Source organism: Novosphingobium sp. (assembly GCF_965228995.1).
Lineage (GTDB): Bacteria > Pseudomonadota > Alphaproteobacteria > Sphingomonadales > Sphingomonadaceae > Novosphingobium.
Map to the genome: position 1 here is coordinate 3871915 of NZ_OZ245852.1, position 22567 is coordinate 3894481.

Below are 22567 nucleotides of genomic sequence, written 5' to 3' on the forward strand. Positions count from 1 at the left end.
AGTTGCTCACTTGGCGAGAATTAGCCCTGCCCGATCACAGCGCCATCACTTTGGCCGCGATGGCCTTGCCAAGATCGGTGGTCGACCCTGTCCCACCAAGGTCCGGCGTGCGCGGGACCCGGTCATCGGACAGCACGGCCTCGATCACGCGCATGATGAGTGCTGCGCCCTCCGGCTCTCCCAGATGATCGAGCATCATGGCCGCCGACCAGATCTGCCCGATCGGATTGGCAATGCCGCGCCCGGCGATATCGGGCGCAGAGCCGTGCACCGGTTCAAACATCGAGGGAAAGCGGCGTTCGGGATTGATGTTGGCCGAGGGGGCGACTGCGATCGTGCCGGTAACCCCGGGGCCAAGATCGGACAGGATATCGCCGAACAGGTTGGACCCCACGACGACGTCAAACCGCTCGGGGCTCATGACGAAGCGCGCGGCCAGAATATCGATATGATACTGGTCCACGGTGATATCAGGATATTGCGCAGAGACAGCGGCGAAACGTTCATCCCAGAACGGCATCGAATGGTAGATGCCATTGGATTTGGTGGCCGACGTCACGTGCTTGCGCTGCAGCCGTTCAGCCAGATCGAAGGCGTAGCGCAGGATGCGATCGGTGCCCTTGCGGGTGAACACAGCTTCCTGAATGACGAACTCGTCCTCCGTACCACCCTTGAACCGGCCGCCGAGCTGCGAGTACTCGCCCTCGCTGTTTTCCCGGACTACCCAGAAATCGATGTCACCCGGCTTCTTGCCCGCCAGTGGGCAGGGCACGCCGGGCAGCAGCCGAACTGGCCGCAGATTGACGTACTGATCGAATTCCCGTCGGATCGGGATCAAGAGGCCCCAGAGCGAGAGATGATCGGGGACGCCGGGATAGCCCACCGCGCCGAGGAAAATCGCATCGTGGTCGGCCAGTTGGGCGATGCCGTCTTCGGGCATCATCCGGCCGGTGGCGCGCCAGGTTTCGCAGCTCCAGTCGAACGCGCGGAAGTCCATCGCGAACCCGCAGGCTGCGGCGGCGGCATCCAGCACTCGAATGCCTTCCGGCACGACTTCCTTGCCGATCCCATCGCCCGGAATGGACGCGATCCGATAGCGCTTGCTCATACGCAGCGGCCGCCATCGACTTCAAGGATCGAACCGGTGATCAGATCGCTCTCGCTGCTGGCAAGAAACGTGACCGCGTTGGCGATATCGCGCGGCTGGCTGAAACGGCCCAGCGGAATGGTGGCGAGGATGCGGTTGCGGACCTCCTCGCTATCTTCGCCGGGGAGCAGATCCTGCAACATGCCAGTGGCTCCCATCACCGGATTGATTGCGTTAACGCGAATCCGGTCGGGCGCGAGTTCGGCCGCCATCGATTTGGTTAGCGTAATCGCCGCGCCCTTTGACCCGTTGTACCAGGTCAGCCCCGGGCGCGGGCGAACGCCAGCGGTCGACGCGATGTTGATAATCACACCTTTGCCCTTGGCCCGCATCTGCGGAACGAAATGGACCGCGCCCAGATAGATGCTTTTGACATTGACCGCGAACACCCGGTCGAACGTGGCTTCGTCGACTTCGAGCATTGGCTTGTTCTTGTGCGTGATACCGGCGTTGTTGACGAGGATGTCCGCCCCGCCGAACACTTCGAGCGCCAGTCCGGCCGCGCGGGCCATGTCTTGCGAGCTTGTGACGTCAGCGCCGCAAGCCTTCGCTATGCCGCTTTCGGCAACGATGTCTGCCGCCACGCGGTCAGCTTCGCCGGCGTTGAGATCTAGCGCGAGAACATTGGCCCCGAGCCTTGCGAAGCGCTTGGCGATGCCCTCACCAAACCCGCCACCAGCACCGGTGACCACGACCGTCTGGCCTGAAAAATCCGTCATCCTCTTTTCCTCCCAGCTCAGGCGATCCCGCCCAGACACATGTATTTGATCTCGAGATAGTCCTCGATCCCGTAGCGCGATCCCTCACGGCCGAGCCCGGATTGCTTCACCCCCCCAAACGGCGCGACTTCGGTGGAGATGAGGCCCTCGTTGATGCCGACCATCCCGTAATCAAGCGCTTCGCCGACGCGCCAGGCGCGGGCGAGGTCGCGGGTGTAGAGATAGGCCGCGAGGCCGAACTCGGTGTCATTGGCGCTGGCGATAACGCTGGCTTCGTCGGTGAAGCGGATCAGCGGCGCGACTGGGCCGAACGTCTCCTCGCGCATCAGCAGCGCGTCCTGGGCAACATCGACGAGAATGGTCGGTTCGAAGAACGATCCGCCCAGCCCGTGGCGCTTCCCGCCCAGCACGATCCGCGCGCCGCCAGCGATGGCATCGGCGATATGCTCTTCGACTTTGGCGACGGCGGCCCCGTCGATGAGCGGACCAATCTCGACTTCGGCCAGCCCGTTGCCGATTTTGAGCGCGGCAACCGCTTTCGCCAACCGCGCGGCGAATTCATCGTAGATCGCGTCGGCCACATAAATGCGATTGGCGCAGACGCAGGTCTGGCCCGCATTGCGGAACTTAGAAATGATCACCCCGGCAACCGCGGCATCTAGATCGGCATCCTCGAAGATCAGGAACGGAGCATTGCCGCCCAGTTCCATCGAGACCTTCTTGATCGTTGCAGCGCTCTGTTCGAGCAGCACGCGGCCGATCTCGGTCGAGCCGGTGAAGGTGACCTTGCGCACTTTGGGATTGGCGGTGAGTTCGCCGCCAATGGCGCGGGCCGAACCCGTGACGACATTGATAACGCCTGCAGGAATGCCGGCCTCACGCGCGAGCTTGGCCAGTGCAAGCGCGGAAAGCGGCGTGGCCGAGGCGGGTTTGATCACGATAGTGCAACCGGCTGCCAGTGCCGCTGCCGCCTTGCGCGTGATCATCGCATTGGGGAAGTTCCACGGCGTGATGGCGGCCACGACCCCGACGGGCTGCTTGATCGTCACGATCCGCTGGCCGGGCCGGTTGGCGGGGATTGTGTCGCCGTAGGTCCGCCGGGCCTCCTCGGCGAACCATTCGATGAACGCCGAGCCATAGGCGATCTCGCCGCGCGCTTCGGCCAGCGGCTTGCCCTGTTCAAGCGTGAGCAGCGTGGCGAGGCTTTCCTGCGCGGCCATGCAGGCATCGAACCAGCGCCGCAGCAGCGTGGACCGCTCGCGTGCGGTGCGCCCCGCCCAGCCCGGCAGCGCATCCGCAGCCGCATCGATCGCACGGCGCGTCTCGGCCACGCCGAGATCGGGGACGGCGGCAAGGTGTTCGCCGGTGGCGGGATTGGTGACAGCGATGGTCCGGCCATCGTCGGCACCCGTCCATTGATCACCGATCAGGCAGCGATCGATGAGCAGATCGTGGGCTTTTGCCCGGTCTAGCAAAATGGCAGCGTCGGTCATCCGGAAATCCTCACGTTCAAACGGCCGCGAACGGGCCTGGCCTTCAGCACAGCTGGTTGATCGGGCGCTCATGCCGGTCGAGCGCGTCGATGCCGTCGATCAGCAGGAACCCCATGGCGTCGCGGGTTTCCTCGGTGGCGCTGCCGATGTGTGGGCTCAGCACGACATTGGGGAGGCTGGCGTAACGGGGGTCGACTTCCGGTTCGCCCGCGAACACGTCAAGCCCGGCGGCAAAGACCTGCCCGCTCTGCAAAGCTGCGATCAGGGCCGTGTCGTCGATAAGGTCACCCCGCGCGATGTTCACCACCACGGCGCCGCGCGGCAGCAGGGCGAGCCGCCGCGCATTCAGAAATGGCGCCAGCCCGCTGCCGCCCGGGGCGCACAGACACAGGACATCGCTGACCGCCAGAAGGCTTTCCGCGCTCTCGTGGTAGCAGGCGTCGGTATCCGGGGCGGGCCGGCGGTTATGGTAATGGATCGTCATGCCGAACCCCCGCGCGCGGGCCGCGACTTCGCGCCCGATGCGGCCCAACCCGAGAATGCCGAGGCGCCGCCCGACCAGCCCCTTGCCCAGCAGCTGGGTGGGCGCCCAGCCCGGCCATTGGCCCGAACGGACCATCGCATCGGCCTCATGCCCCCGCCGCGCGGCGCCCAGCATCAGCATCATCGCCAGTTCGGCGCAGGCCGCGCTCAGCACGTCCGGCGTGAGGAGAACTGAAACGCCGTGCCGCTGGGCCGCGGCCAGATCGATATGATCATGCCCCACCGAGAGCGACGCAATGACGCGCAAGGTCGGCGCCAGTTGGTCGATGCACCAGCCGGGAAGGGGGTCGGTCACCGAAACGAAGATATGCGTGCAGCCTTGCGCGGCCTCGACAAGGTCTGCGGGCGCGACGGGGCGGTCGTTCTGCGGGCGCACGACCGCGAACCGGGCCGCGATGGCCGCCTCCACACGATCGGTGAAACGCCGCGCGACAAACGCACGTCTCCGCTGAGCCGGATCGAAAGGTTGCGCATTCAAGCCGCAGCCTCCCACCCGGTCATGTAGCCTTCTCTGTGGCCCCGGACAGTCGTTTTGACCATGTAAACCGAGGTGCTGCAGCACAGAAAGAGATCAGTCCACGAAGGACCGCCCCAAGTCAGATTACCGGCGTGTTCCGGCAAGGGCAAAATGCCCAGGTGGACGCCGTCGGGCGAAAAGACCCAGATACCATGCGGCCCGGTTACCCATATATTTCCCAGCTCATCGCACTTCATTCCGTCAACGATACCGCCGGCAAATTCGCCGGTCCCGATATCCTCGGCGAAGACATTTTCCGCGCCCAACGATCCATCAGCGTTGACTTCGAAACGCCGGATATGTGCACGTTCTGAATCGTTCACGTAAAGAAGTGTCTCATCGGGAGAGAAACACAAGCCGTTGACCTGCTGCCAATCGCTCACTTCGAGATGCAATTGGCCAGTGGGATCGACGCGGTAGAGTCCGCGATGGGGCAGTACACAGTCTCGCTCGAGCCCGAACACCGGCATGCGGCCATAACTCGGATCGGAAAAATAGACGTTTCCATCAGCGCGAACAACGACGTCGTTGGGGCTATTCAGCTCCGCTCCCTGCCAGTTGGAGGCCAATACCGTGCGCGTGCCATCGGGTGCTTCGCGGACGAGCTGGCTCGTCGAATGTTCGCAAACATAGAGATTGCCGAAGGAATCGAGCGTCATGCCGTTGCATTTGTTAGCAGGCCGCAGGATTTCGGTGACGCCGTCACCCGGCCGCCAGCGGCGGCGTACGTCGCCCGGCATGTCACTGAACAGGAGCTCCTGCTTGCGCGGATCCCAGATCGGACCCTCAGTAAAATGGAACCCGGTCGCGATCGTAGCGAGCCGCGCATCGGCGACTATCAGGTCAGCGAGTCCGGCCGGGACAGAAAGAGGTGCGTTGTCTGACTGGAACACGTCTCAATCCATTTCTTCAGTTTGGCTCAAGGATGCAGCGCAATGCCAGAGCCCGTTTAGATAGAGCAGGGGATCGGCCTTCGCGGCCACAACGACGTCGACCACCTCGCCAACGATAAGCACATGCGTTCCGATCACTTCGGATCGAGCCAGTAGGCATTCCATATGGTAGGCTGCGCCCGACAGGCGTGGCGGTGCACCAGGCTCTCCGTCCCAACCTAGAGACATGCGCTGTTTGCGGGCTACCGGATCAGCACAGGTAGCTGCGATACCTTGCTGCCGCGTCGTGAGGAGATTGACCACAAAGCGGCATGCATCTGCACCAATGGTTTTTCCGGTCGATCCTCCCCCCGCTATCGCGCGGCAGGTTTCCGACGCTTGCGCAAGGAACACAGCAATCTGGGGTGGCTCTACAGTTAGCGAGCAAACTGCAGTAGCCGTGGTGGCAATCGGAGCAGCGCAATCGCCAGTCGAAATTACGCACACAGCCCCCGGATGTCGACGCATCGCAGCGCGAAAATCCTGTTGCTGCGATACAGACTTGCGCACTGCCTCAGATCTCAAAGGCACATCAATCGCCACTCTCAGGCTGCCAACTTTGCGTCTTCTTCTTCAAGGATCTCGCGGATCGCCGGCATTACCTTGGCAGCGAAAAGGGCCATCGATTCCTCAACCATGTCAAACGGCATGCCAGCGTAGCTGAAGATAAAGTTCGGATCGTAGGGCCCGATCACCGCAATGCGATCGCGGAAGCGCTTGATGAACTGGTCAGGCGTGCCCCAGAGCTGGGCCTGGACATAGCCCTGCGCGGCTGCATCATGCCCCGCCTCACGGATCAGCCGCGCCCCCTCGGCATAGGCCTGATAGCCAGCTGTCGCGCCGAAATGTTCGCCGGCGAAGTCGTAGTGCTTGATGACCGAGAGGTAATACTGCGACAGATACTGGCTGGCCCGCTGCGACGCGATCTCGGGATCGGAATGGCAATAGGTCAAGTCAGACAGCACGACACGGGGGGCCGGGCGACCATGAACCTGCTGGAAATGCTCCCGATACCGCGCAACCGAGGGAAGGATCTTCTCAGGTCCGCCCTGCACGAACGACATCATCGCGCCGCCGACGTCGGCGGCGGCGCCGACCGAATCAGGCGACATGGCAACCGCGAACAGCCGGTCCTGAAACGAGCGGACAACGCGCGGGCGGATTTCCACCCGTGGTTGCGGATAGAACGGACCGTCATTCTCGACAAAGCCGGTTTCCAAAGCACGAACGACCATCGCGGCTGCTTCATCGAACCGTCCGCGCGCTTCATTCATATCCTGCCGGAAGCCGATGTATTCGCGCCGCGCCAGGCCGCGACCCAGGGCAAGCAGCGTGCGCCCTCCGGAGAGATGATCGAGCAACACGGCCTTCTCGGCCACGCGCAGCGGATCGTTCCAAGGGAGAATTGCCGCACCGACGCCCAGAGCGATCCGGTCGGTGCGGGCTGCATAATAGGCCAGCGTGGCAAAATTATCGGGCGACATGGCGTAGTCGTCGAAGTGATGCTCGACCACCCATAGTTGGTCGAAGCCCAGCTGTTCCCCGAGCAGCCCCAGCCCAAGCTCCCGCTGGTAGAAGGCGTCGTCGCCCATGGCCTCGAAGTAGTTCTGGAAAACGAGTTGCATGCCGAGGGTAGGAGCCATGATCGCCTCTCTCTGGGATTGTCTTGCGCATTGTACGCCAAGAATTGTAAGAGCCTATTACATCGGCGCGGCAAGGCCGTCAATCGCCAGATGGATCAGATACGGGAATGGAGGATTCGCGATGATCGACTTGGCTTCATCGGCACTGGGATCGAGACGGGGATTGGCAAAGGCAGATCACCGTATCGCCTTGGTAACCGGGGCAGGATCGGGCATCGGCCGGGCGGTGGCAGCGCTGTTCGCCGAGCAGGGCTGGACTGTTTACGCCGGGATCCTGAGCGGCCAAACCGCGCCCCCGGGCACGATGGCCCTGTCGCTCGACGTAACCGACGAGGCGCAGATCGCCGATGCGGTTAGCCGAGTCGTCGCCGAGCAGGGCGCGATCGACCTGCTGGTCAACAATGCGGCGATCAATCCGGCCGGATCGATCGAGGGTCTGGGCGCGAGCGCGTTTCGGGCAATCCTGGGCGTGAACGTGTTGGGCGCGATCGCCATGACGGTCGCGGTCCTGCCGCATATGCGCGCGAGGCGAGGCGGCATGATCATGAACATCGGCTCGGGCATGAGCCGGGCGATTATTCCCTTTTCGGCAGGGTATGCCACTTCGAAGTACGCGCTGGAGGGATTTTCGCGCGCGCTTTGGCATGAAGCCACGCCGCTGGGCATCTCGGTCAAGTATATAATGCTCGGATCGCACAACACCGGCTTCGGAGTGTCCGAACCCGATCTTGCAAACGACCCGCCCGCCTATCACGCGCGCCTGCTCAAGATGGCGGCATTCGCAAACCAGACATTGACGCGCGCTGCCGGCCCCAAACAGGCCGCGCGCGGCATCATGCGCATCACGCAGCGCCATGACCGCCAGCTGGTCTGCACAGTCGGATTCGATGCCAGACTCGCGCGCTGGATCGGGGCGCTTCCCTTCGGGCTGACCGGAAGGCTTCTGGCACGGCTATTCCGTTAAATCGGGCCGCAACCGGCACCGTATTTTTCCCACTTAGCTACTGAACAAAAAGATTTTTTTGCGAAACTGGCTAGCAAACTCACGAATGAGGCATTGACCAACGCATATGTAAGTGCCTATTACTTATTGCGGCCAGAAGGGAAGCAAATCCCGACAGAAGCCTGACATGGGGGAGGATTGGAAATGATTGGCAAGCACATGCAGATGGTTTCAACGGCCGCAATGGCTCTGGCGCTGCTGCCTGGCGCGGCCTTTGCACAGACAAGGGAACCGGCCGTCAGCACTGCGGCAGACAGCGCCGATGGTATCCCGGAAATCGTGGTCACCGCGCGCAAACGCGCAGAGTCACAGCAAACCGTGCCAGTTGCCGTCACCGCGGTTTCCCCGGCCATGCTCGAGGCCCGGGCGGCGACCAATATTGTCGATCTGCGCGGGCAAGTGCCCAACCTGCTGATCGAGCAGGGCTACGGTAACACCGGCAATGCCATCATATTCATTCGCGGAATCGGTGTGCAGGAAAACGAGCGGTTCATCGATCCGGCGGTCGGCGTGGTCGTTGACGGCGTGTTCCTTGGCAGCTCACGCGGCGCGCTGGTCAATACATTTGATTTCGAGAGCGTCGAAGTGCTGCGCGGACCGCAAGGCACTTTGTTCGGCAAAAACACGACAGGCGGCGTGATCAACATCCGCCACACCACGCCCCAGGGCGAGTTCGGTGGCAAGTTCGAAGTAACGCTCGGAAATTACAACCGGCAGGATTACAAAGGCGTCCTTAACGTGCCGCTGATGGGCGACAGGCTGGCTTTTCGCATCTCGGCTGCCAAGATCGGCGACGATTACTACGTTCGCAGCTTGCAGGCTGGGCGAGTCAAGGGTGTCGATATTCTCGATGTGACTGCCAGCCTGAAGGCCAAGTTCGGCGACAACGTGGATGCCTTGCTGAGCTATCAGCATCAATACGACAAGTCGCTGACCCCGGCCACGATCAACCTTTCCGGCACGGGCAATGCGGTCAATCCCGGTGGAGAAATCGTCTGCACGATCCTAAAATTCTGCGGGCCGTTCGATGGGGGCGATACCTTTGGAGGCACACCTTATTACAACCATGACGAGCAGAACAACGTCACACTGGAAGTCAATTGGTCCACGCCGATAGGTCAGCTGACCAGCGTTTCAAGCTATCGCAAAGCGACCAACCGTCAGCCGTCGGACAGTGACTCGGTGCCCGCCAACGTCTTCGGTGTGCGCCGCGACTACGATTTCAATCAGAAGTCCAGCGAACTGCGGCTCAACAGCCAAATTGGCAGTCACGTCAATCTGACGGTCGGTGGCTTCTATTTCGCCGACGACATCGCACTTCGGCAGGACATCGTGGACCTGATTCCGTTCTTTGGCGGTCCGGCAGGCGCGCAAGTTCAGATCCGCACGGCGCAACAGCGCAGCGCGTGGGCGCTGTTTGCCGAAACGGATATCAAGCTTCCCTATAACCTGAACCTTACTGCCGGTGGCCGGTATTCGAGCGAGCACAAGAACTTTCAAGGCGCTGGTTTCACATACATCCCAGGGCTTGGCGCATTACCGATCGCATCGGCGTCCGATAGCCGCACCTGGACCGATTTTTCGCCCAAAGCAGGGCTCAACTGGCAGGCCACGCCGCGCATTATGGTCTATTACAGCTTCAGCAAGGGTTTCCGGTCGGGCGGCTTCAATGGCCGCACATTCACGCCCGCAGCGATCGGTCCCTACAATCCCGAATCCGTGCACCAGCATGAAATCGGCTTCAAAAGCGACCTGTTTGGCCGGCACCTGCGGCTGAATATTGCCGCATTCATTACCGGTTATTCGAACAAACAGGAGCAAGTGATCCAGGCGGACCCGGTTCAGGGAACGTCCACCGTTACCGCCAACGCTGCAACGGCGCACATGCGGGGCATCGAAGGCGAATTCACCTGGCGGGCACCGCTGCGCGGCCTGACGCTAAGTGGCAACCTGAGTTATCTTGATGCGCACTACGCGGACTTCTGTGCCGATCTTGACGGGCCTTTGATCACCAATCCTGCAGAACGTGCCTGCGCCGCACCGACGCTGGTTTCTGGCGGCATACTCCAACCAACCAACAATTCGGCGCTCAAGCTGGTCCGCGCGCCCAGCTGGTCGTTTGGTATCAATGGCGACTACACGGCTTCGGTTGGCCCGGGCGAACTTCACGCCTTTGCCAGCTATAGCCGCAGCGCCAGCTTCTATCAGGACTTACGCAACGATCCTCGTGGCCTTTTCCCGGCCCTCGGTAAGCTGGACGCAAGCCTGGGCTACAATTGGGAACTGTCTGGGAAGCGGCGCTTGGGGATCACGGCTTTCGTCCGCAACTTGACCAATGATCGCGCGATTTCGGGTTTTGCCGTTGCGCCGCCGTATGTGGCGTTTGGTATCCGCACGGAGCCGCGGACCTTTGGCGTCACCCTGTCAGGTGGCTTTTGACGCGGCAGACCGTCAGTGCCTCCGCCTATTGGCCTTGCGGCGAGGAGCCGGGCAAATGTCTGTCGGTCCGGCGTTTTGGAGGTGTTCCGCAATGACGCCCGGTGAAGACCATGTTTCGCGCCTGGTTGCCAGGACAAGTTCGGCGCACGCGGCGCCTCGCCCAATCCCGGAAGGACCCGGCACGGTAGATGCTGCGGTGCGGATTGCAGCGGCGCAGTGGCCTCGACGTGAGGCTTTGGTCGGCCGGCACGCGCGCTACAATTTTGCAGCGCTTCATGCCCGCGTCGAGGGTGCGACCCGGTTTCTTGCCTCGCTCGGGCTGGCGCAGGGCGACCGCCTGGCTGCAACGGCCGTGAACGACACCGAGCTGGTCGTCGCGTTCCTTGCTGCCATGCGTCTGGGGCTCATCTGGGTCGGCATCGGGCGCGCGCTGACGATGCGCGAACGGGCCGAAATGCTGCTCGATTGCGGAGCGCGGGTCTATCTGGCCGATGCCGAAACTCTGGCAAAACGCGCCGAAGCGGGGGATGCCCCCCTGCCCCTCACGCTCGGGCTCATTCCGGGCGATCCGGATTGTGACTGGTCTCGCGGGCTGGCGCTGGACTGGCCTGCAGCCAGCTATGCGCCCCCAGATCCATTGGCGCCGGCTGCCATCGCTTATACCAGCGGCACGACCGGGTCGCCCAAAGGCGCTGTCCACAGCCAGCACAACATTGTGGCATTAGCAGCTGCCAACCGCGCCTTTGGCCGCGCAGGCCAGTGGGAGCCTTCCCTGCGCCGCGGTGTCGCGTTGCCGCTGACCATTCTCAACCTTATGGCGCTCGGCCCGGTGACCGCGCTGGTCAACGGATCGGCATGTGTCTGCATGGACCGGATCGATGCCCTGGGCATTGCCGAGTGGGTGAAGGCAGAAGGTATCCAAACGTTTGCCGGTGCGCCCACCACGATCCACGATCTGCTGACCCGACCCGATATCGATCAGTCCAAGCTGGCCTCGCTCATTCTGCCGACAGCGGGAGGTGGGCACGTTACCGACGACTTGCGCGCGCTTTATCGCGCTCGCTTCGGGGTGGAACTGGGCACAGGGTACGGGCTCACCGAGGCGATGGCGGGTGTAGCGGAAACTGATCCGGACGGGGCCTCGCCTGCGGGCAGCTGCGGCCGGGCATATCCGCATATCGAGATCGGCATCGATCGGGGCGACGGCGTTGCCGCTGTTTCCGATGAGCCCGGCGAAATCAGGGTCCGGGCAGTGCGCAAAGGACCGTGGGCCCATGTCTATTCGCCCATGCTGGGCTATTGGGAGCGGCCCGAGGCGACCCGCGAAGCCTTGCGCGATGGCTGGCTCTACACCGGCGATATCGGCGCACTTGATGGAAATGGCTATCTGACCATCAAGGATCGCCGCAATGACCTGATCATCCGGGGCGGCGCCAATATCTATCCGGCGGAAATCGAGCGCATCCTTGCGGCCGAGCCGGGGGTGCGTGCGGGCGTGGTCGTCGGTCTGGCTGATGAACGGTTGGGTGAGCGGGTTGTCGCAGTGATCGAAGCGGACGGAACGGTTGCGGCTGCCCATCTGGAGCAGGCCTTGCGGGCGCGCTGCAGTGCCGGTCTGGCGCGGTACAAGCACCCTGAGTTTTACCTGTTCGTCGATGCCCTCCCCCGCAACGCCATGAACAAAGTGATCAAGGCGCGCGTGAAGGAGCTCGTGGCAGGTCAGTTGGCGGGCGACTGATCCCCAAGCTGGGCCACCAGATTGGCGACGTCCTCGAAAATCCATTCCTCAACGATCCGTCCGCCTGCCACGCGGAACACCGATACGCCTTCGTTTTCGACCTCCCGGTCGGTGGCGGCCAATCCCATGAACGCCTGACGGTGGGTTGCCCTCCACCGCATCCGCACGGAGAACGTCGCGGTTTCGGCGTCGATGATCGTCATTGCATCAATTGGACAGAGATCGGGAAAGGCCGCCAGCCAGTCGCCGACCATGGCCTGCCATCCGGCCAGACCCGACGCGGTCATGCCGGCGCCGAAGTGCCAGATGACATCGGGCGCGAAAATGGCATCGGCCTGATCGATCGCGCCCGAGGCGAGGACCGCGAGATAGCGCTCGGCCAGCGCGGCCAATTCGGCGCGTGAGGAGGTGGTCATAGTGTGTCCCTTTCCGAACCTGTTTCGGGTCCGGCCGCCACGAACGTATATTGGCCGCTCTTGCTGACAATACGGCCGATCCCGGGCGCAGGTACGTGTGCGCCGGCCAGTAGGGTGCCCGTCTCTACCAGCTCGCCGAGCACTTGGCGGCGGGTGTGCTCGCTTTGTGCAAAATCATGATCGTGGCCCAGCGCACATTGCGGACACTGGAGTTGCAGCGGAACCAGATGCAGCGCGTCGCCCCAAAGGAGCATGGCATCGCCAAGCGCAAAGCCGCAATGGCCTGCCGTATGCCCGGGCAGAAGACGGGCCACGATGCCCGGCGCGACCACGGCGCCATCATCGAACAGGCGGATGCGATCGGCCTCCCGGTAAGGCGCCAGGGCATGGCGGTGCGATGCCAGAATGTACTGGATGTGCGGTGCTGCATCTTCGAGCCGCGCGGCGTCGGTCCAGTACGCCCATTCTTCTCGTGCGATGAGGATGTCGGCATAGGGGAACAGCCGCGTGCCTTCTGCGGAGGTGATGCCGTTCAGATGATCGGGGTGCATGTGCGTGATCAGCACCGCATCAATCGCTTCGGGCGCGACGCCCAACGCTGCCAGCGCGGCTGGCAGTTTGCCCAGCGAGGCCATCATACCGGTGGATGTGCCGGCATCGACCAGAATCGTGCGGCCCTGCCCAGTCAGCAGGAAGGCGAAGACCGGCAGCTCGATCGAATCCGGATCGAGCCCGGCGGCCTGCTGGATCGGGCCGATCTCGGCCGGGGTCACCCCAACCAGATCACCGAGGCTCATGGTGAAATAGCCGTCCAGCAGCGGCTGAACCCGATATCCGCCACATTCAATGGCGACCGGCGGCGCACGATCACACTCGGCGCTGGCCGTGACCCGCAGGATCGGATCAGTCACTTTCACCGCGCATCTGCGGTGCGATTGCCGCAATCGGTGCGCTGCAATCGTAGACGTAGCGGATGTAGTGGGGATCGGCCTCGCGCAAGGTGCCCGAAAGCCAGCGACCGCCCAGCGCGAACACGCCCTCCTCGCCGGAATCGACAGCGGTTACGTGGATCGTCCCGTCTTCCAGCAGCGTGTAGTCGGCGGGCTGATAAGGGTGCCTGAACGTTGCGGCCATGGCTTAGCGCTCCAGATAGCGGTCGATCGTCGCATGGACGCGCCGGATCCGGCTTTCCTGATAACGCGAGATCGTAAGGGTTCGCTTTTGCGCCGCTTTCATGCCCTTCTGGACGAACGGCAGGTTCTGCATGTCCTGATTGAAAATCGGCCCCAGCGCGCCGAATTCAAAGGCCTCGCGCCAATCGGGATTGCGCGGCAGCCAGCGGATCGGAACGCGCACCGGCCCCTCACCGTTCGGACCGGCGGGCATGAGCAGCATGATATCGGCCACGCACGAATCCGGATCATCGCCATTTGGGCGGAAGCGGTAGACCATCGGCATCACCCCGGCCCACGGCATGATATTGGGGAAAAGGTGGTACTGGACCGCCTCGAGCAGCTCGGAATTCGAGACATTGGTCATGTCGCTGCCGGTCGCGACGGCCATCATCGCACGCATGTGGCTGGCGAGCGCAGTGCGGGCATCCGCGCCTTCGGGGATTACGATCGCGTCTGGATCACCGACACCCAGATCATGCGCCATCGTCCGCACGATGGTGGCGACATCGACAGTCGAGCGCATCACTGGCGACTGGACCCCTTGCGGGCTGACCATGCGGCTGACAGTGGGGCCGAACACGTCGTACTGAGTGTTCACGTCGCCCACATAGAACGCCATCTGCGGATGGGTCGCCGGCCCGTGATAGCCCTCGATGAAGGCCTCCATCGCGACCTTCCAGTTGCAGTCGACGATCGCGGCAACATGGGCGACCTTGCGCCGTCCCTGCGCCGGATTTGGCCAATGGGTGAAATGCTCCGGCAGAACGCCCAGATAGGCTTCGAAGGGCTGCGGCTCCTTGGCCATGTTCACGAAGACAAATCCGTTCCACCGCCCGACATGAACTTTTGGCAGGCAGAATTTCGCGCGGTCGACATGCGGGAAATCCCAGTCCGACGGGATCGATTTCAGCTCACCGTCGAGCGACCAGTTCCAGCCATGGAACGGGCAGCGGATCGACGCGGAATGACCATCATCGGTGCGCAGCAACCGGCCGCGATGGAGGCAGGTGTTGTGGTAGGCCAAGATTTCATCCTGCGCCGAGCGCACAACCAGGATCGAGTGCTCGGCGATCTCGTAGACCAGCTGATCGCCCACTTCGGGAATATCTTCCTCGCGGCAAGCCAGTTGCCACACATTGCGCCACATATGCTCCACTTCGGCGCGGTGGAACTCGTAGGATACATAGCGGTCGACCGAATGCTCGTTGCTGCCTTCATCATCCGCCGCCTGCCGGAACAGCGGTGCCGGAACCGTCTGGAAGGCTGCCTCTGCGCCAATGATATCCTGCAGGCTCGTGCCAGGGCAGCGCGGGCTGGCCAGCTCGGCTCCGCGATCAAGATCCGCCATTCATTCTCTCCGGGATGTTAATGTGAGTACCACTTACTTTGGCACCATTGCCCATTTCCACCACTTTGCCAAGCGCCAAAATTTTTGCCTGCGAAGCTTGTCATCTCGCAACGGCGCTGAGTAATAGCCTCTTACTTTTAACGCCGAATCACGAGGATGTGGCGCCTGGGGAGAAATGGAATGTCGACGAACAAAGTTGCCGTGCTCGCCACGCTCGCCATCAAGCCGGAAGCAGCAGAGCACTTCGTAGCATCTATGTGCGAGGTTCGCGCAAAAGTGCTGGCCAATGAAGCCGGTTGCGAGCGGTATGACATAGCGCAGGGCCCGACGCCGGGAACCTACCGCATTTTCGAACTCTATGAATCGGCCGAGGCTTTCGCCCAGCATAACCAGATGGCTTACGTGGCCGAGGCCGCGATCATGCTTTCGATGGCACTGGCCGGTGCACCGACCATAGAGCTGCATGACGTGATAAGCTGACGTTACGCAGGGTCATTGCTGGCATCAACGAGAAAGCCGGTCACCGTGCGGGTAACGGCTTCGGCGGCCTTGATGCCCGCACTCTCGCGCGAAATCGCGTAATTGGCGGTAGCCGCGACTTCGAGCGTGGCGAAACCATGCGCGATCGCAGCCGCTGCGAAGACTAGATCGTGCGCGCGCGCCGGATCGAGCCCGCAGGCATCGGCACCGCTGCGATATTCGGCATAGGCCTCCGCATCGCATGCCCCCAGCTCCGGGTAGTCAAGATGCGACACGCCCGATTGGAAAAGCAGCTCCACCTCTGCGCGATTGGCACCGGAGAACTCGACATAGGCGCGCGCCATGGCCGCGAGCTGTTCCGGCCCGGTCGCAGCCGCTTCACGCGCGGCGCGCAGCGACCGGTTGAGCCGGCGATAAATGCCGACTCCGATCGTGGCGACCAGCTCATCCCGGCTCGAATAGTGGCGATAGGGGGCCCCACTGCTCACGCCGCTGCGGCGCGCGGCTTCGGCCAGCGAGATGTTCTTGACCCCGCGCTCGGCTACGATTTCCAGCACCGCGCGTGCCAGGGCGGCAGGCAGATCACCATGCTGGTACGTGGTGCGATCAAGGGCCTTGGCGCGTTTGCGGGGCGGGGTCTTGGAGTCCGGCGTCGACTTGGTCATCCTGCGTCTATCGGTGAACCCTGGCCCATTTGGCAATATCAGAAGCATTTACAATTTCGATTTTCAGAGCGCTTGCGAAATTCCCCATCCACGCCAAAAGGCCATGACTGACGCATTTCCAGCAATGGGGGTTTGATGCAAAAGGCGAAGCCGCCGCAGGCGATCGAGTTCGTGCTGAACGAGCTGACGCGGCGCATGCGCCGTGTCTATAATCGCAAGATGATGACCGCCGGCATCAGCGCGCAGCAGGCAGCCGCGCTGATCTTTCTCGACCGGTTCGGGCCGCAGTCGCAACTCGAACTGGGTGACCGGATGGAACTGCACAAGGCTGCAGTGGCTGCGCTGCTGGCCCGAATGGAGGACGCCGGTCTGGTGACCCGCGTTCCCGACAAGCAGGATCGCCGGGTCCGTATCGTGACGATGACCACGGCGGCACGGACCCACCTTGAGCAGATCAACGCGGTAACCAGCGCGCTGGCCACCGGCTTGCGGGAGGGCACCAGCGAGACGGATCGCCATACGGCTGTCGCGGTGCTGTTGCAGATGAGCGAGAATCTACGCACGCTGGAAGAGGACGCGCGTGAAGCCGGACTTTAGTCAATGCGAATACTATATTGACCTGCACCTGCCCTTCCCCCAAAGCGTGATCCGACAGGATGGAGGCGAAGCAGGTGGCGAGGTTCTCGGGCAAAACGGTTGTCATCACAGGCGCAGGCAGCGGGATCGGTGCCGCAACCGCAAGGCGGTTTGGTGCGGAAGGCGCTGAGGTCGTTCTGATCGACCTCTCGTTGGAAGCTGCGCAGGCGGTGGCGCGGGACATTCCCGGGTCGATGCCGCTGGGCTGCGATGTCGCCGATCAGGATGCGGTCAACGCGGCCATCGAACGCGTGGCCGAAACGTTCGGTTCGATCGATGTCCTCTTCAACAACGCCGGCATTGCGAACCAGCTTCACGCCACGCCGGATACCCCGGCAGACGAATGGCTGCGGATTGTCGCGGTCAATCTCAATAGCATCTTCTACATGTGCCGCGCCGCCATCCCGCACATGCGTGGCAGGGGCGGCGCGATCATCAACACCAGTTCGGTAGCCGGCCTGGGCGGTGATCGCGGATGCCACGCCTATTCGGCGACCAAGGCCGCGGTGATCAATTATACCCGTACCCTTGCGATCGATCACGGCGCTGACGGCATCCGGGTGAATGCAGTGTGCCCCGGCCCAATTGCCACTGCGATGACTGCGGGACTCTTTGCTGTTCCCCAGCTTGTTGCGATGACCAATGAAGCCATACCGCTGGGCCGCTATGGCGAGCCCGAGGACATCGCGTCGGCTGTCGCCTTCCTTGCATCGGACGACGCCGCGTTCATGACCGGCGTAATTGTGCCGGTGGACGGCGGCCTCAGCTGCGGATCGGGCAATCCCGATATCGGCCGGGCCTATGCGAAAATGCTCGCCAGCCAGGAGGCCTAACCAGTCGCTTCTTGCAGAAGCACGTTGGACGCGCGCAGGTCAACCAGCGTCTTGCCCATATTGGCCCCGCTGAACATCGCCGCGATTGCCTGGGGCACCGCTTCAAGCCCTTCGTAGGCGGTCACCCGCTGGCACAGCACGCCTTGGGCAACCCACTGTGCCAGCCGCGCTTCGGCCATGTCGAACCGGTCGCGGTAGTCCTGCAGCAGGAACCCTTCCATGCGCGCCCGCTTGGTGATCGCGGCGACATAGCTGCCGGGGCCAGACGCCCGGTCCTTGTTGTACTGTGAGATCGCGCCGCACAGCACGACGCGAGCGCGCTCGTTGATCGACCACAGCAGGCGGTCGAGCACCTCTCCGCCCACACCATCGAACAGTATGTCGATCCCCCCGGCCATGGCCGCCCGCGCTGGTCTGCGCCAGTCAGCGTCGCTCTGGTCAATGACCATGTCTGCGCCCAGGTCCTCCAGCCAGCCGGTTTTGGCGGGACTGTCGACAATCGCCACGGTGCGGCAACCTGCGATACGTGCCAGTTGCACCACGACTGATCCCACCGCACCGCCCGCGCCGGTCACCACCACGGTATCCCCGGCGATGGGCCGTCCGATATCGAAGAAGCCGAAGAAGGCGGTCAGGCCAGTGGTCCCGACAACGCCCAACGCATCGGCCAGTGCGACCCCGGTCGGCACCGCGCGCAGCTTGTCAGCGGGGAGAACCGCATGATCCTGTGCGCCGAGCAATCCGGTGACCCAGGTGCCTTCAGCGAAGTGTGGGGACTCCGAAGCGATGACCTGCCCGGCACCATAGGCGCGCATAGTCTCGCCTGTGCCGACCGGCGGCATGTAAGATGGCGCATCGATCATCCAGCCGCGCATGGCCGGATCGATTGACACGTGACTGACCGCGACCGCCACCTCGCCCGGCTGCGGTTCGCGCATGGCCGCCGCTTCCACGGCAAAGCAGGCGGCATCGGGCACGCCGACCGGGCGGGCCGCAAGGACCAGCCTGCGAGTCCCGCTCACTCCGCAACGCCCAGATTGGCAAGCACCGCCGACAATTGCGGGCCGGTGAGCTCGCTGCGCAAACGCTCGATGAACTGCTTGCGCACCGTCTCACCCAGCCCCCGGGGATCGATGATTGCGCCGAACTCCTGCCGGTTGTGCGCGTGGCACAATTGGTGAATGACGAATGCGGACAGCATCGCCTGCCGCCTCCCCATTGCATCCTCGGCCGCGTTCACCGCCTCTTTGGTCATCTTGAGCGCAAAGGCGGGTTTGGCCGCGATGCGCCCGGCCATGGCCAGCGTGAATTGGCCCAGATCCGCGCGCGGCACCACGTGATTGATCATGCCGATGCGGTGCGCCTCGGCCGCATCGAACACGTCGGCTGTGAAGAGCAGCTCCTTGGCCTTGCGGATACCCAGTTCAAAGGGGTGCGCGAAATATTCGACCCCCGCTACGCCGAGCGCCACGACCGGATCGACAAAGCTGGCATCGTCGGACGCGATGATGAGGTCGCACACCCACGCCAGCATCAGGCCACCGGCCGCACAGCGCCCCTGCACCTGCGCAATGGTGGGCTTGCCGATGGCGCGGAACCGCTCGCACATGTCGAGATAGATTTCGCGCTCTCGGGCGTAAAGCCCTTCCGCCCCCGGCTGCCCAAAGCCGGCCCATGTGCCGGAATGGTTATAATCGGCAAGGGCAGCGGGGCCATCGCTCTGGAGATCGTGCCCGGCCGAGAAGTGGGGATCGGCACCGGCGAGGATGATGACCTTGACCGTATCATCGGCATTGGCCCGGTCGAAGGCATCGCGCAGTTCATAAGTCATCTGCAGGTCCTGCGCATTGCGCTGCCTGGGCCGGTTCATGACAATGCGGGCCACTGCCGCGGCTGGACGTTCGACGATCAGGGTCTCGTATTCGGTGAGGGGCGCGGATGACATGGCGATTCCTTGCTGCAATGCGTTGATCCGGTGGACCGGAACGCGTTGATCTGGCGAGGCAGGCGACCTGCCTTCTGCCCGTCTGGCCACGCAATGCCGCTCCCACCCGCAAGACCATCCTGCCGCTGGTCATCAACCCCAGCATGGTGGCCTGCTGGCCCTCCCCTATCTCCGCCAGTGCTTTTAGTCAATGCGTTGACTTAATATCTGTGCTGCGCGATACTCACCCGACCATGGACCCCTCGCCTTATCTTGACGCGACATCACGCGCGCTACGCCGACTGCAGATTGCCGGAGCCGCAATCATTGGGTTAAGCGCCGCGCTCGCGGACGCGAGCAATGGTGGCTATCGCACCGGCTTCGCAGCGAGCCTGGCCGGCGGCGGCGCGCTGATGCTGGTGGGCGGCATCATGTTCGCAGCAAAGCTGCCAGCGCTTCGTGGAAGCTTTGCAGCATTTGCCGGGCCGCAGGATGCCGCCGCCCATGCCTTGGACGAGATCGCCGGTTTTCGGCGCTCGATCGCCATTCAAGCTCTCGTTGCAGTGGCCGCAGTTGCGTTGGTCCTCGGGCTTAGCAGCGCCCCGTTTGCGCGTGGCTTGCTTTCGGGCGGCCTCGTGATTCTGGCCATGACCGTGTTGGTGGACCACGCCGCGATCCGTCGCGCCTCGTCCCTGATCGAACCAAACTTTATCCCATGCGAGACCCGCGATGATTGAACGGACCGTCTATTCTGCCGAACACGAAGACTTTCGCCGGTCCTATCGGCACTTTCTCGAAACACGCATCCGCCCTAACCATGCGCGCTACGAGGCGCAGGGCTATGTTGACCACGAGATGTGGCTGGAGGCGGGGCGCGAGGGCTTCCTGTGCCCGACCATGCCCGAAGAATTCGGCGGCGCGGGCGCTGACCGGGGCTTTCCTGCGGTCATGCTTGAGGAACAGGGCCATGCCGGGCTCGAGGGGCCCGGCTTCTCGCTCCATTCCGATATCGTCGCCCCCTATATCCTGGGCTACGGCAGTGCTGCCCAAAAGCAGGCGTTCCTGCCCAAAATGGCCACGGGCGAAATGATCGGCGCGATTGCGATGACTGAGCCCGGAACGGGATCGGACGTGCAGGCCATCGCCACGACGGCGGTGGAAGACGGCGACGACTTCATCATCAATGGCTCGAAGATTTTCATCACTAACGGCTTTACCTGCCACTTTGCCATCGTTGCCTGCAAGACCGGCCCGAAGGATGGGGGTGCTTCGGCTATTTCGCTGGTGATCTTGGAAGCGGACCGGCCCGGCTTCGGCAAGGCCGAGCGGCCGCTGCACAAGATGGGCATGAAGGCGCAGGATACATCCGAACTGTTCTTCGATAATGTGCGCGTGCCCCAGACCAACCTGCTCGGGCCGCTGAACGGCGGGTTCAAACTGCTCATGCACGAACTTGCGTGGGAGCGCATGCAAATCGCCCTGTGGTGCGTGCCCGCAGCGCGCGCCGCTTTCGAGGAATCGGTGGCATATGCCGCGCAGCGCAAGACCTTCGGCAAGCCGCTCCATGCCCATCAGGATGTGCGGTTCAAGCTGGCGCACATGCGCGCCGAGATCTCGGTTGCGCAAAGCTATGTCGACGATTGCCTGCGCCAGCTGCTGACCGGGTCGCTGGCCGCGGATGATGCGGCCATGGCCAAATACTGGACCACGGAAATGTATAGCCGGGTGGCGGACACGGCCGTCCAGATCCACGGCGGTTACGGCTACATGTGGGAATATCCGGTGGCGCATCGCTATGCCGAGGCCCGGGTCAAACGCATCTACGGTGGCACTAGCGAGATCATGAAGGAAGTGATCGCCCGCGGGATTACGTTCCCATCTCATTGAAAAATATATTTTAACTCACCCTCAACGGATCGGGGCGACAATTTTCAGTCAATGTGTTGACTTAATGTCCCGCTATGTACTAGCCTCTTACATATGCCGTACCGCCGATGAGTCGGTCGGTACAACAGGATTTTTCCATGACAGCTGAGCATCACACGGCCGGTCAACGTGTCGCCCTCGTGACAGGGGCGTCTTCGGGGATTGGCAAGGTTGCAGCAAAGCAGCTGGCGGCCGCTGGTTACATCGTGTTTCCCGCAGCGCGCAGGATCGAGGCCATGGCCGATCTGATCCCTCTCGGCTGCCGGCCCATCCGGCTTGACCTTAACGATCCGGCAGCTGTCGAAGCCGTGGTGGCCGAAATCGTCGGCCAGGTCGGCGGTATCGATCTGCTGGTCAGCAACGCTGCCGATGGCGCTCTGGGCCCGCTCGAGGAAGTCGAAATCGCCGGCATGCGGGCGCAGTTCGAAACCAATGTGTTCGCGCCGACCCGCCTGATCCAATTGGTGATCCCGGCGATGCGCCAGCGCGGCGGCGGGCGCGTCGCGCTGGTCAGCTCGATGGGTGGGGAACACACCACGCCCTGCAGCGGTTCCTATCATGCCACCAAATACGCCACCGAAGCGCTGGCGGATTCGTGGCGCTTTGAACTTGCCTCCTCCGGCATTGACATCGCGGTGATTCAGCCGGCGGTGGTTGATACGCCGATGGCGCGCAACTCGTCGGTAAATCTCAAGGCGCGAACGGGCCGCTATGCGCCCTTGCTGCACAAGATGGGCGAGATGGCCGAAACCGCGATCGTCAAGCGCCAGGGGGTCGTGACCCCCGAGGCGGTTGCAAAAGCCATTGTCCACGCCGCTACCGCGAGGCGGCCGAAGACCCGCTACAAGGTTGGAATGGCGGCACATCTCTTGCCAGCCATGCGCCGCTGGCTGCCCGACCGCGCTTACGACGCGGTGTGGCGCAAGGCCTTCAATGTGACGTTCTAGCTGCGACGGGCGTGGCGCGCGCGCCACGCGAGAGGGAATGCAC

At 62.9% G+C, this 22567-nt stretch carries 23 protein-coding genes; 9 read left to right on the plus strand and 14 right to left on the minus strand.

The genetic code is table 11. The annotated features are described in order from the left end of the window. Positions 1-34 precede the first annotated feature (34 nt). From ACO056_RS17650 to ACO056_RS17680, 7 genes are read right to left on the minus strand one after another with little or no spacing between them, the layout of a single operon-like run. The gene (locus ACO056_RS17650) at positions 35-1108 is read right to left on the minus strand and encodes a tartrate dehydrogenase (RefSeq protein WP_421849291.1); all 1074 of its coding nucleotides are present in this window, start codon (positions 1106-1108) and stop codon (positions 35-37) included. After that, complete coding sequence (locus tag ACO056_RS17655) at positions 1105-1866, minus strand: SDR family oxidoreductase (RefSeq protein ID WP_421849294.1); 762 nt, start codon at positions 1864-1866, stop codon at positions 1105-1107. The genes ACO056_RS17650 and ACO056_RS17655 overlap by 4 nt, the downstream gene beginning before the upstream one ends. A 17-nt stretch (positions 1867-1883) precedes the next feature. Next, positions 1884-3359 (minus strand): NAD-dependent succinate-semialdehyde dehydrogenase, encoded by a 1476-nt coding sequence (locus ACO056_RS17660; RefSeq protein ID WP_421849297.1) that lies wholly within the window; start codon positions 3357-3359, stop codon positions 1884-1886. 43 nt (positions 3360-3402) lie between these two features. Then, the gene (locus ACO056_RS17665) at positions 3403-4380 is read right to left on the minus strand and encodes a 2-hydroxyacid dehydrogenase (protein WP_421849300.1); all 978 of its coding nucleotides are present in this window, start codon (positions 4378-4380) and stop codon (positions 3403-3405) included. Beyond that, a complete protein-coding gene (locus tag ACO056_RS17670; protein ID WP_421849303.1) occupies positions 4377-5312 on the minus strand; it encodes an SMP-30/gluconolactonase/LRE family protein in 936 nt (311 codons plus the stop codon). Before ACO056_RS17670 ends, ACO056_RS17665 begins: the two co-directional genes overlap by 4 nt. A 3-nt stretch (positions 5313-5315) precedes the next feature. Then, a complete protein-coding gene (locus ACO056_RS17675) occupies positions 5316-5894 on the minus strand; it encodes a flavin reductase family protein (RefSeq protein ID WP_421849305.1) in 579 nt (192 codons plus the stop codon). A 2-nt stretch (positions 5895-5896) separates the two neighbouring features. After that, positions 5897-6994, minus strand: coding sequence for an LLM class flavin-dependent oxidoreductase (locus ACO056_RS17680; RefSeq protein ID WP_421849308.1), 1098 nt, complete (start codon positions 6992-6994; stop codon positions 5897-5899). A 121-nt stretch (positions 6995-7115) separates the two neighbouring features. Here ACO056_RS17680 and ACO056_RS17685 point away from each other — a divergent pair, with 121 nt between their 5' ends. From ACO056_RS17685 to ACO056_RS17695, 3 genes are all read left to right on the plus strand, one after another. Next, positions 7116-7958, plus strand: coding sequence for an SDR family NAD(P)-dependent oxidoreductase (locus tag ACO056_RS17685; protein ID WP_421855578.1), 843 nt, complete (start codon positions 7116-7118; stop codon positions 7956-7958). Between the two features lie 183 nt (positions 7959-8141). Next, positions 8142-10436 (plus strand): TonB-dependent receptor domain-containing protein, encoded by a 2295-nt coding sequence (locus ACO056_RS17690; protein WP_421849311.1) that lies wholly within the window; start codon positions 8142-8144, stop codon positions 10434-10436. Between the two features lie 91 nt (positions 10437-10527). Further along, positions 10528-12174: a class I adenylate-forming enzyme family protein gene (locus ACO056_RS17695; RefSeq protein WP_421849314.1), complete on the plus strand. Its 1647-nt coding sequence runs from the start codon at positions 10528-10530 to the stop codon at positions 12172-12174. Here ACO056_RS17695 and ACO056_RS17700 read toward each other — a convergent pair. From ACO056_RS17700 to ACO056_RS17715, 4 genes are read right to left on the minus strand one after another with little or no spacing between them, the layout of a single operon-like run. Further along, positions 12156-12590 carry an ester cyclase gene (locus tag ACO056_RS17700; RefSeq protein WP_421849317.1) on the minus strand — a complete coding sequence of 145 codons (435 nt, stop codon included), beginning with the start codon at positions 12588-12590 and terminating at the stop codon, positions 12156-12158. The two genes, ACO056_RS17695 and ACO056_RS17700, sit on opposite strands and share 19 nt — an antisense overlap. Next, complete coding sequence (locus tag ACO056_RS17705) at positions 12587-13507, minus strand: MBL fold metallo-hydrolase (protein WP_421849320.1); 921 nt, start codon at positions 13505-13507, stop codon at positions 12587-12589. Before ACO056_RS17705 ends, ACO056_RS17700 begins: the two co-directional genes overlap by 4 nt. Beyond that, positions 13494-13724: a hypothetical protein gene (locus ACO056_RS17710; RefSeq protein WP_421849323.1), complete on the minus strand. Its 231-nt coding sequence runs from the start codon at positions 13722-13724 to the stop codon at positions 13494-13496. The genes ACO056_RS17705 and ACO056_RS17710 overlap by 14 nt, the downstream gene beginning before the upstream one ends. A gap of 3 nt (positions 13725-13727) precedes the next feature. Beyond that, positions 13728-15113 (minus strand): aromatic ring-hydroxylating oxygenase subunit alpha, encoded by a 1386-nt coding sequence (locus ACO056_RS17715; protein ID WP_421849326.1) that lies wholly within the window; start codon positions 15111-15113, stop codon positions 13728-13730. A gap of 180 nt (positions 15114-15293) precedes the next feature. Here ACO056_RS17715 and ACO056_RS17720 point away from each other — a divergent pair, with 180 nt between their 5' ends. Beyond that, complete coding sequence (locus tag ACO056_RS17720; RefSeq protein WP_421849330.1) at positions 15294-15593, plus strand: putative quinol monooxygenase; 300 nt, start codon at positions 15294-15296, stop codon at positions 15591-15593. A 2-nt stretch (positions 15594-15595) separates the two neighbouring features. Here ACO056_RS17720 and ACO056_RS17725 read toward each other — a convergent pair whose 3' ends face one another. After that, a complete protein-coding gene (locus ACO056_RS17725; protein WP_421849333.1) occupies positions 15596-16258 on the minus strand; it encodes a TetR/AcrR family transcriptional regulator in 663 nt (220 codons plus the stop codon). A gap of 135 nt (positions 16259-16393) precedes the next feature. Between ACO056_RS17725 and ACO056_RS17730 the strand changes: the two genes are divergently transcribed. Both ACO056_RS17730 and ACO056_RS17735 read left to right on the plus strand, forming a co-directional pair. Further along, on the plus strand, positions 16394-16855 hold the full coding sequence (locus ACO056_RS17730) for a MarR family winged helix-turn-helix transcriptional regulator (RefSeq protein ID WP_421849336.1): 462 nt from the start codon (positions 16394-16396) through the stop codon (positions 16853-16855). 74 nt (positions 16856-16929) lie between these two features. After that, a complete protein-coding gene (locus ACO056_RS17735; protein WP_421849339.1) occupies positions 16930-17727 on the plus strand; it encodes an SDR family NAD(P)-dependent oxidoreductase in 798 nt (265 codons plus the stop codon). Here ACO056_RS17735 and ACO056_RS17740 read toward each other — a convergent pair. Then, positions 17724-18749 (minus strand): NADP-dependent oxidoreductase, encoded by a 1026-nt coding sequence (locus ACO056_RS17740; RefSeq protein ID WP_421849342.1) that lies wholly within the window; start codon positions 18747-18749, stop codon positions 17724-17726. The genes ACO056_RS17735 and ACO056_RS17740 overlap by 4 nt on opposite strands. Next, positions 18746-19672 carry an enoyl-CoA hydratase gene (locus ACO056_RS17745; RefSeq protein ID WP_421849345.1) on the minus strand — a complete coding sequence of 309 codons (927 nt, stop codon included), beginning with the start codon at positions 19670-19672 and terminating at the stop codon, positions 18746-18748. The genes ACO056_RS17740 and ACO056_RS17745 overlap by 4 nt, the downstream gene beginning before the upstream one ends. Before the next feature lie 209 nt (positions 19673-19881). Between ACO056_RS17745 and ACO056_RS17750 the strand changes: the two genes are divergently transcribed. The 3 genes from ACO056_RS17750 (at position 19882) to ACO056_RS17760 (ending at position 22524) form a co-directional block, all read left to right on the plus strand. Next, complete coding sequence (locus tag ACO056_RS17750) at positions 19882-20388, plus strand: hypothetical protein (RefSeq protein ID WP_421849348.1); 507 nt, start codon at positions 19882-19884, stop codon at positions 20386-20388. Next, positions 20381-21538, plus strand: a complete 1158-nt coding sequence (locus tag ACO056_RS17755; RefSeq protein WP_421849350.1) for an acyl-CoA dehydrogenase family protein — start codon at positions 20381-20383, stop codon at positions 21536-21538. The genes ACO056_RS17750 and ACO056_RS17755 overlap by 8 nt, the downstream gene beginning before the upstream one ends. A gap of 137 nt (positions 21539-21675) precedes the next feature. Next, positions 21676-22524 carry an SDR family NAD(P)-dependent oxidoreductase gene (locus ACO056_RS17760; protein ID WP_421849353.1) on the plus strand — a complete coding sequence of 283 codons (849 nt, stop codon included), beginning with the start codon at positions 21676-21678 and terminating at the stop codon, positions 22522-22524. Positions 22525-22567 lie beyond the last annotated feature (43 nt).

Bases quoted from the DNA above. Each gene is read 5' to 3' on its own strand.
- ACO056_RS17650 (WP_421849291.1), bottom strand. From the start codon at position 1,108: ATGAGCAAGCGCTATCGGATCGCGTCCATTCCGGGCGATGGGATCGGC.
- ACO056_RS17655 (WP_421849294.1), bottom strand. From the start codon at position 1,866: ATGACGGATTTTTCAGGCCAGACGGTCGTGGTCACCGGTGCTGGTGGC.
- ACO056_RS17660 (WP_421849297.1), bottom strand. From the start codon at position 3,359: ATGACCGACGCTGCCATTTTGCTAGACCGGGCAAAAGCCCACGATCTG.
- ACO056_RS17680 (WP_421849308.1), bottom strand. From the start codon at position 6,994: ATGGCTCCTACCCTCGGCATGCAACTCGTTTTCCAGAACTACTTCGAG.
- ACO056_RS17685 (WP_421855578.1), top strand. From the start codon at position 7,116: ATGATCGACTTGGCTTCATCGGCACTGGGATCGAGACGGGGATTGGCA.
- ACO056_RS17690 (WP_421849311.1), top strand. From the start codon at position 8,142: ATGATTGGCAAGCACATGCAGATGGTTTCAACGGCCGCAATGGCTCTG.
- ACO056_RS17695 (WP_421849314.1), top strand. From the start codon at position 10,528: ATGACGCCCGGTGAAGACCATGTTTCGCGCCTGGTTGCCAGGACAAGT.
- ACO056_RS17700 (WP_421849317.1), bottom strand. From the start codon at position 12,590: ATGACCACCTCCTCACGCGCCGAATTGGCCGCGCTGGCCGAGCGCTAT.
- ACO056_RS17710 (WP_421849323.1), bottom strand. From the start codon at position 13,724: ATGGCCGCAACGTTCAGGCACCCTTATCAGCCCGCCGACTACACGCTG.
- ACO056_RS17715 (WP_421849326.1), bottom strand. From the start codon at position 15,113: ATGGCGGATCTTGATCGCGGAGCCGAGCTGGCCAGCCCGCGCTGCCCT.
- ACO056_RS17720 (WP_421849330.1), top strand. From the start codon at position 15,294: ATGTCGACGAACAAAGTTGCCGTGCTCGCCACGCTCGCCATCAAGCCG.
- ACO056_RS17725 (WP_421849333.1), bottom strand. From the start codon at position 16,258: ATGACCAAGTCGACGCCGGACTCCAAGACCCCGCCCCGCAAACGCGCC.
- ACO056_RS17730 (WP_421849336.1), top strand. From the start codon at position 16,394: ATGCAAAAGGCGAAGCCGCCGCAGGCGATCGAGTTCGTGCTGAACGAG.
- ACO056_RS17745 (WP_421849345.1), bottom strand. From the start codon at position 19,672: ATGTCATCCGCGCCCCTCACCGAATACGAGACCCTGATCGTCGAACGT.
- ACO056_RS17755 (WP_421849350.1), top strand. From the start codon at position 20,381: ATGATTGAACGGACCGTCTATTCTGCCGAACACGAAGACTTTCGCCGG.
- ACO056_RS17760 (WP_421849353.1), top strand. From the start codon at position 21,676: ATGACAGCTGAGCATCACACGGCCGGTCAACGTGTCGCCCTCGTGACA.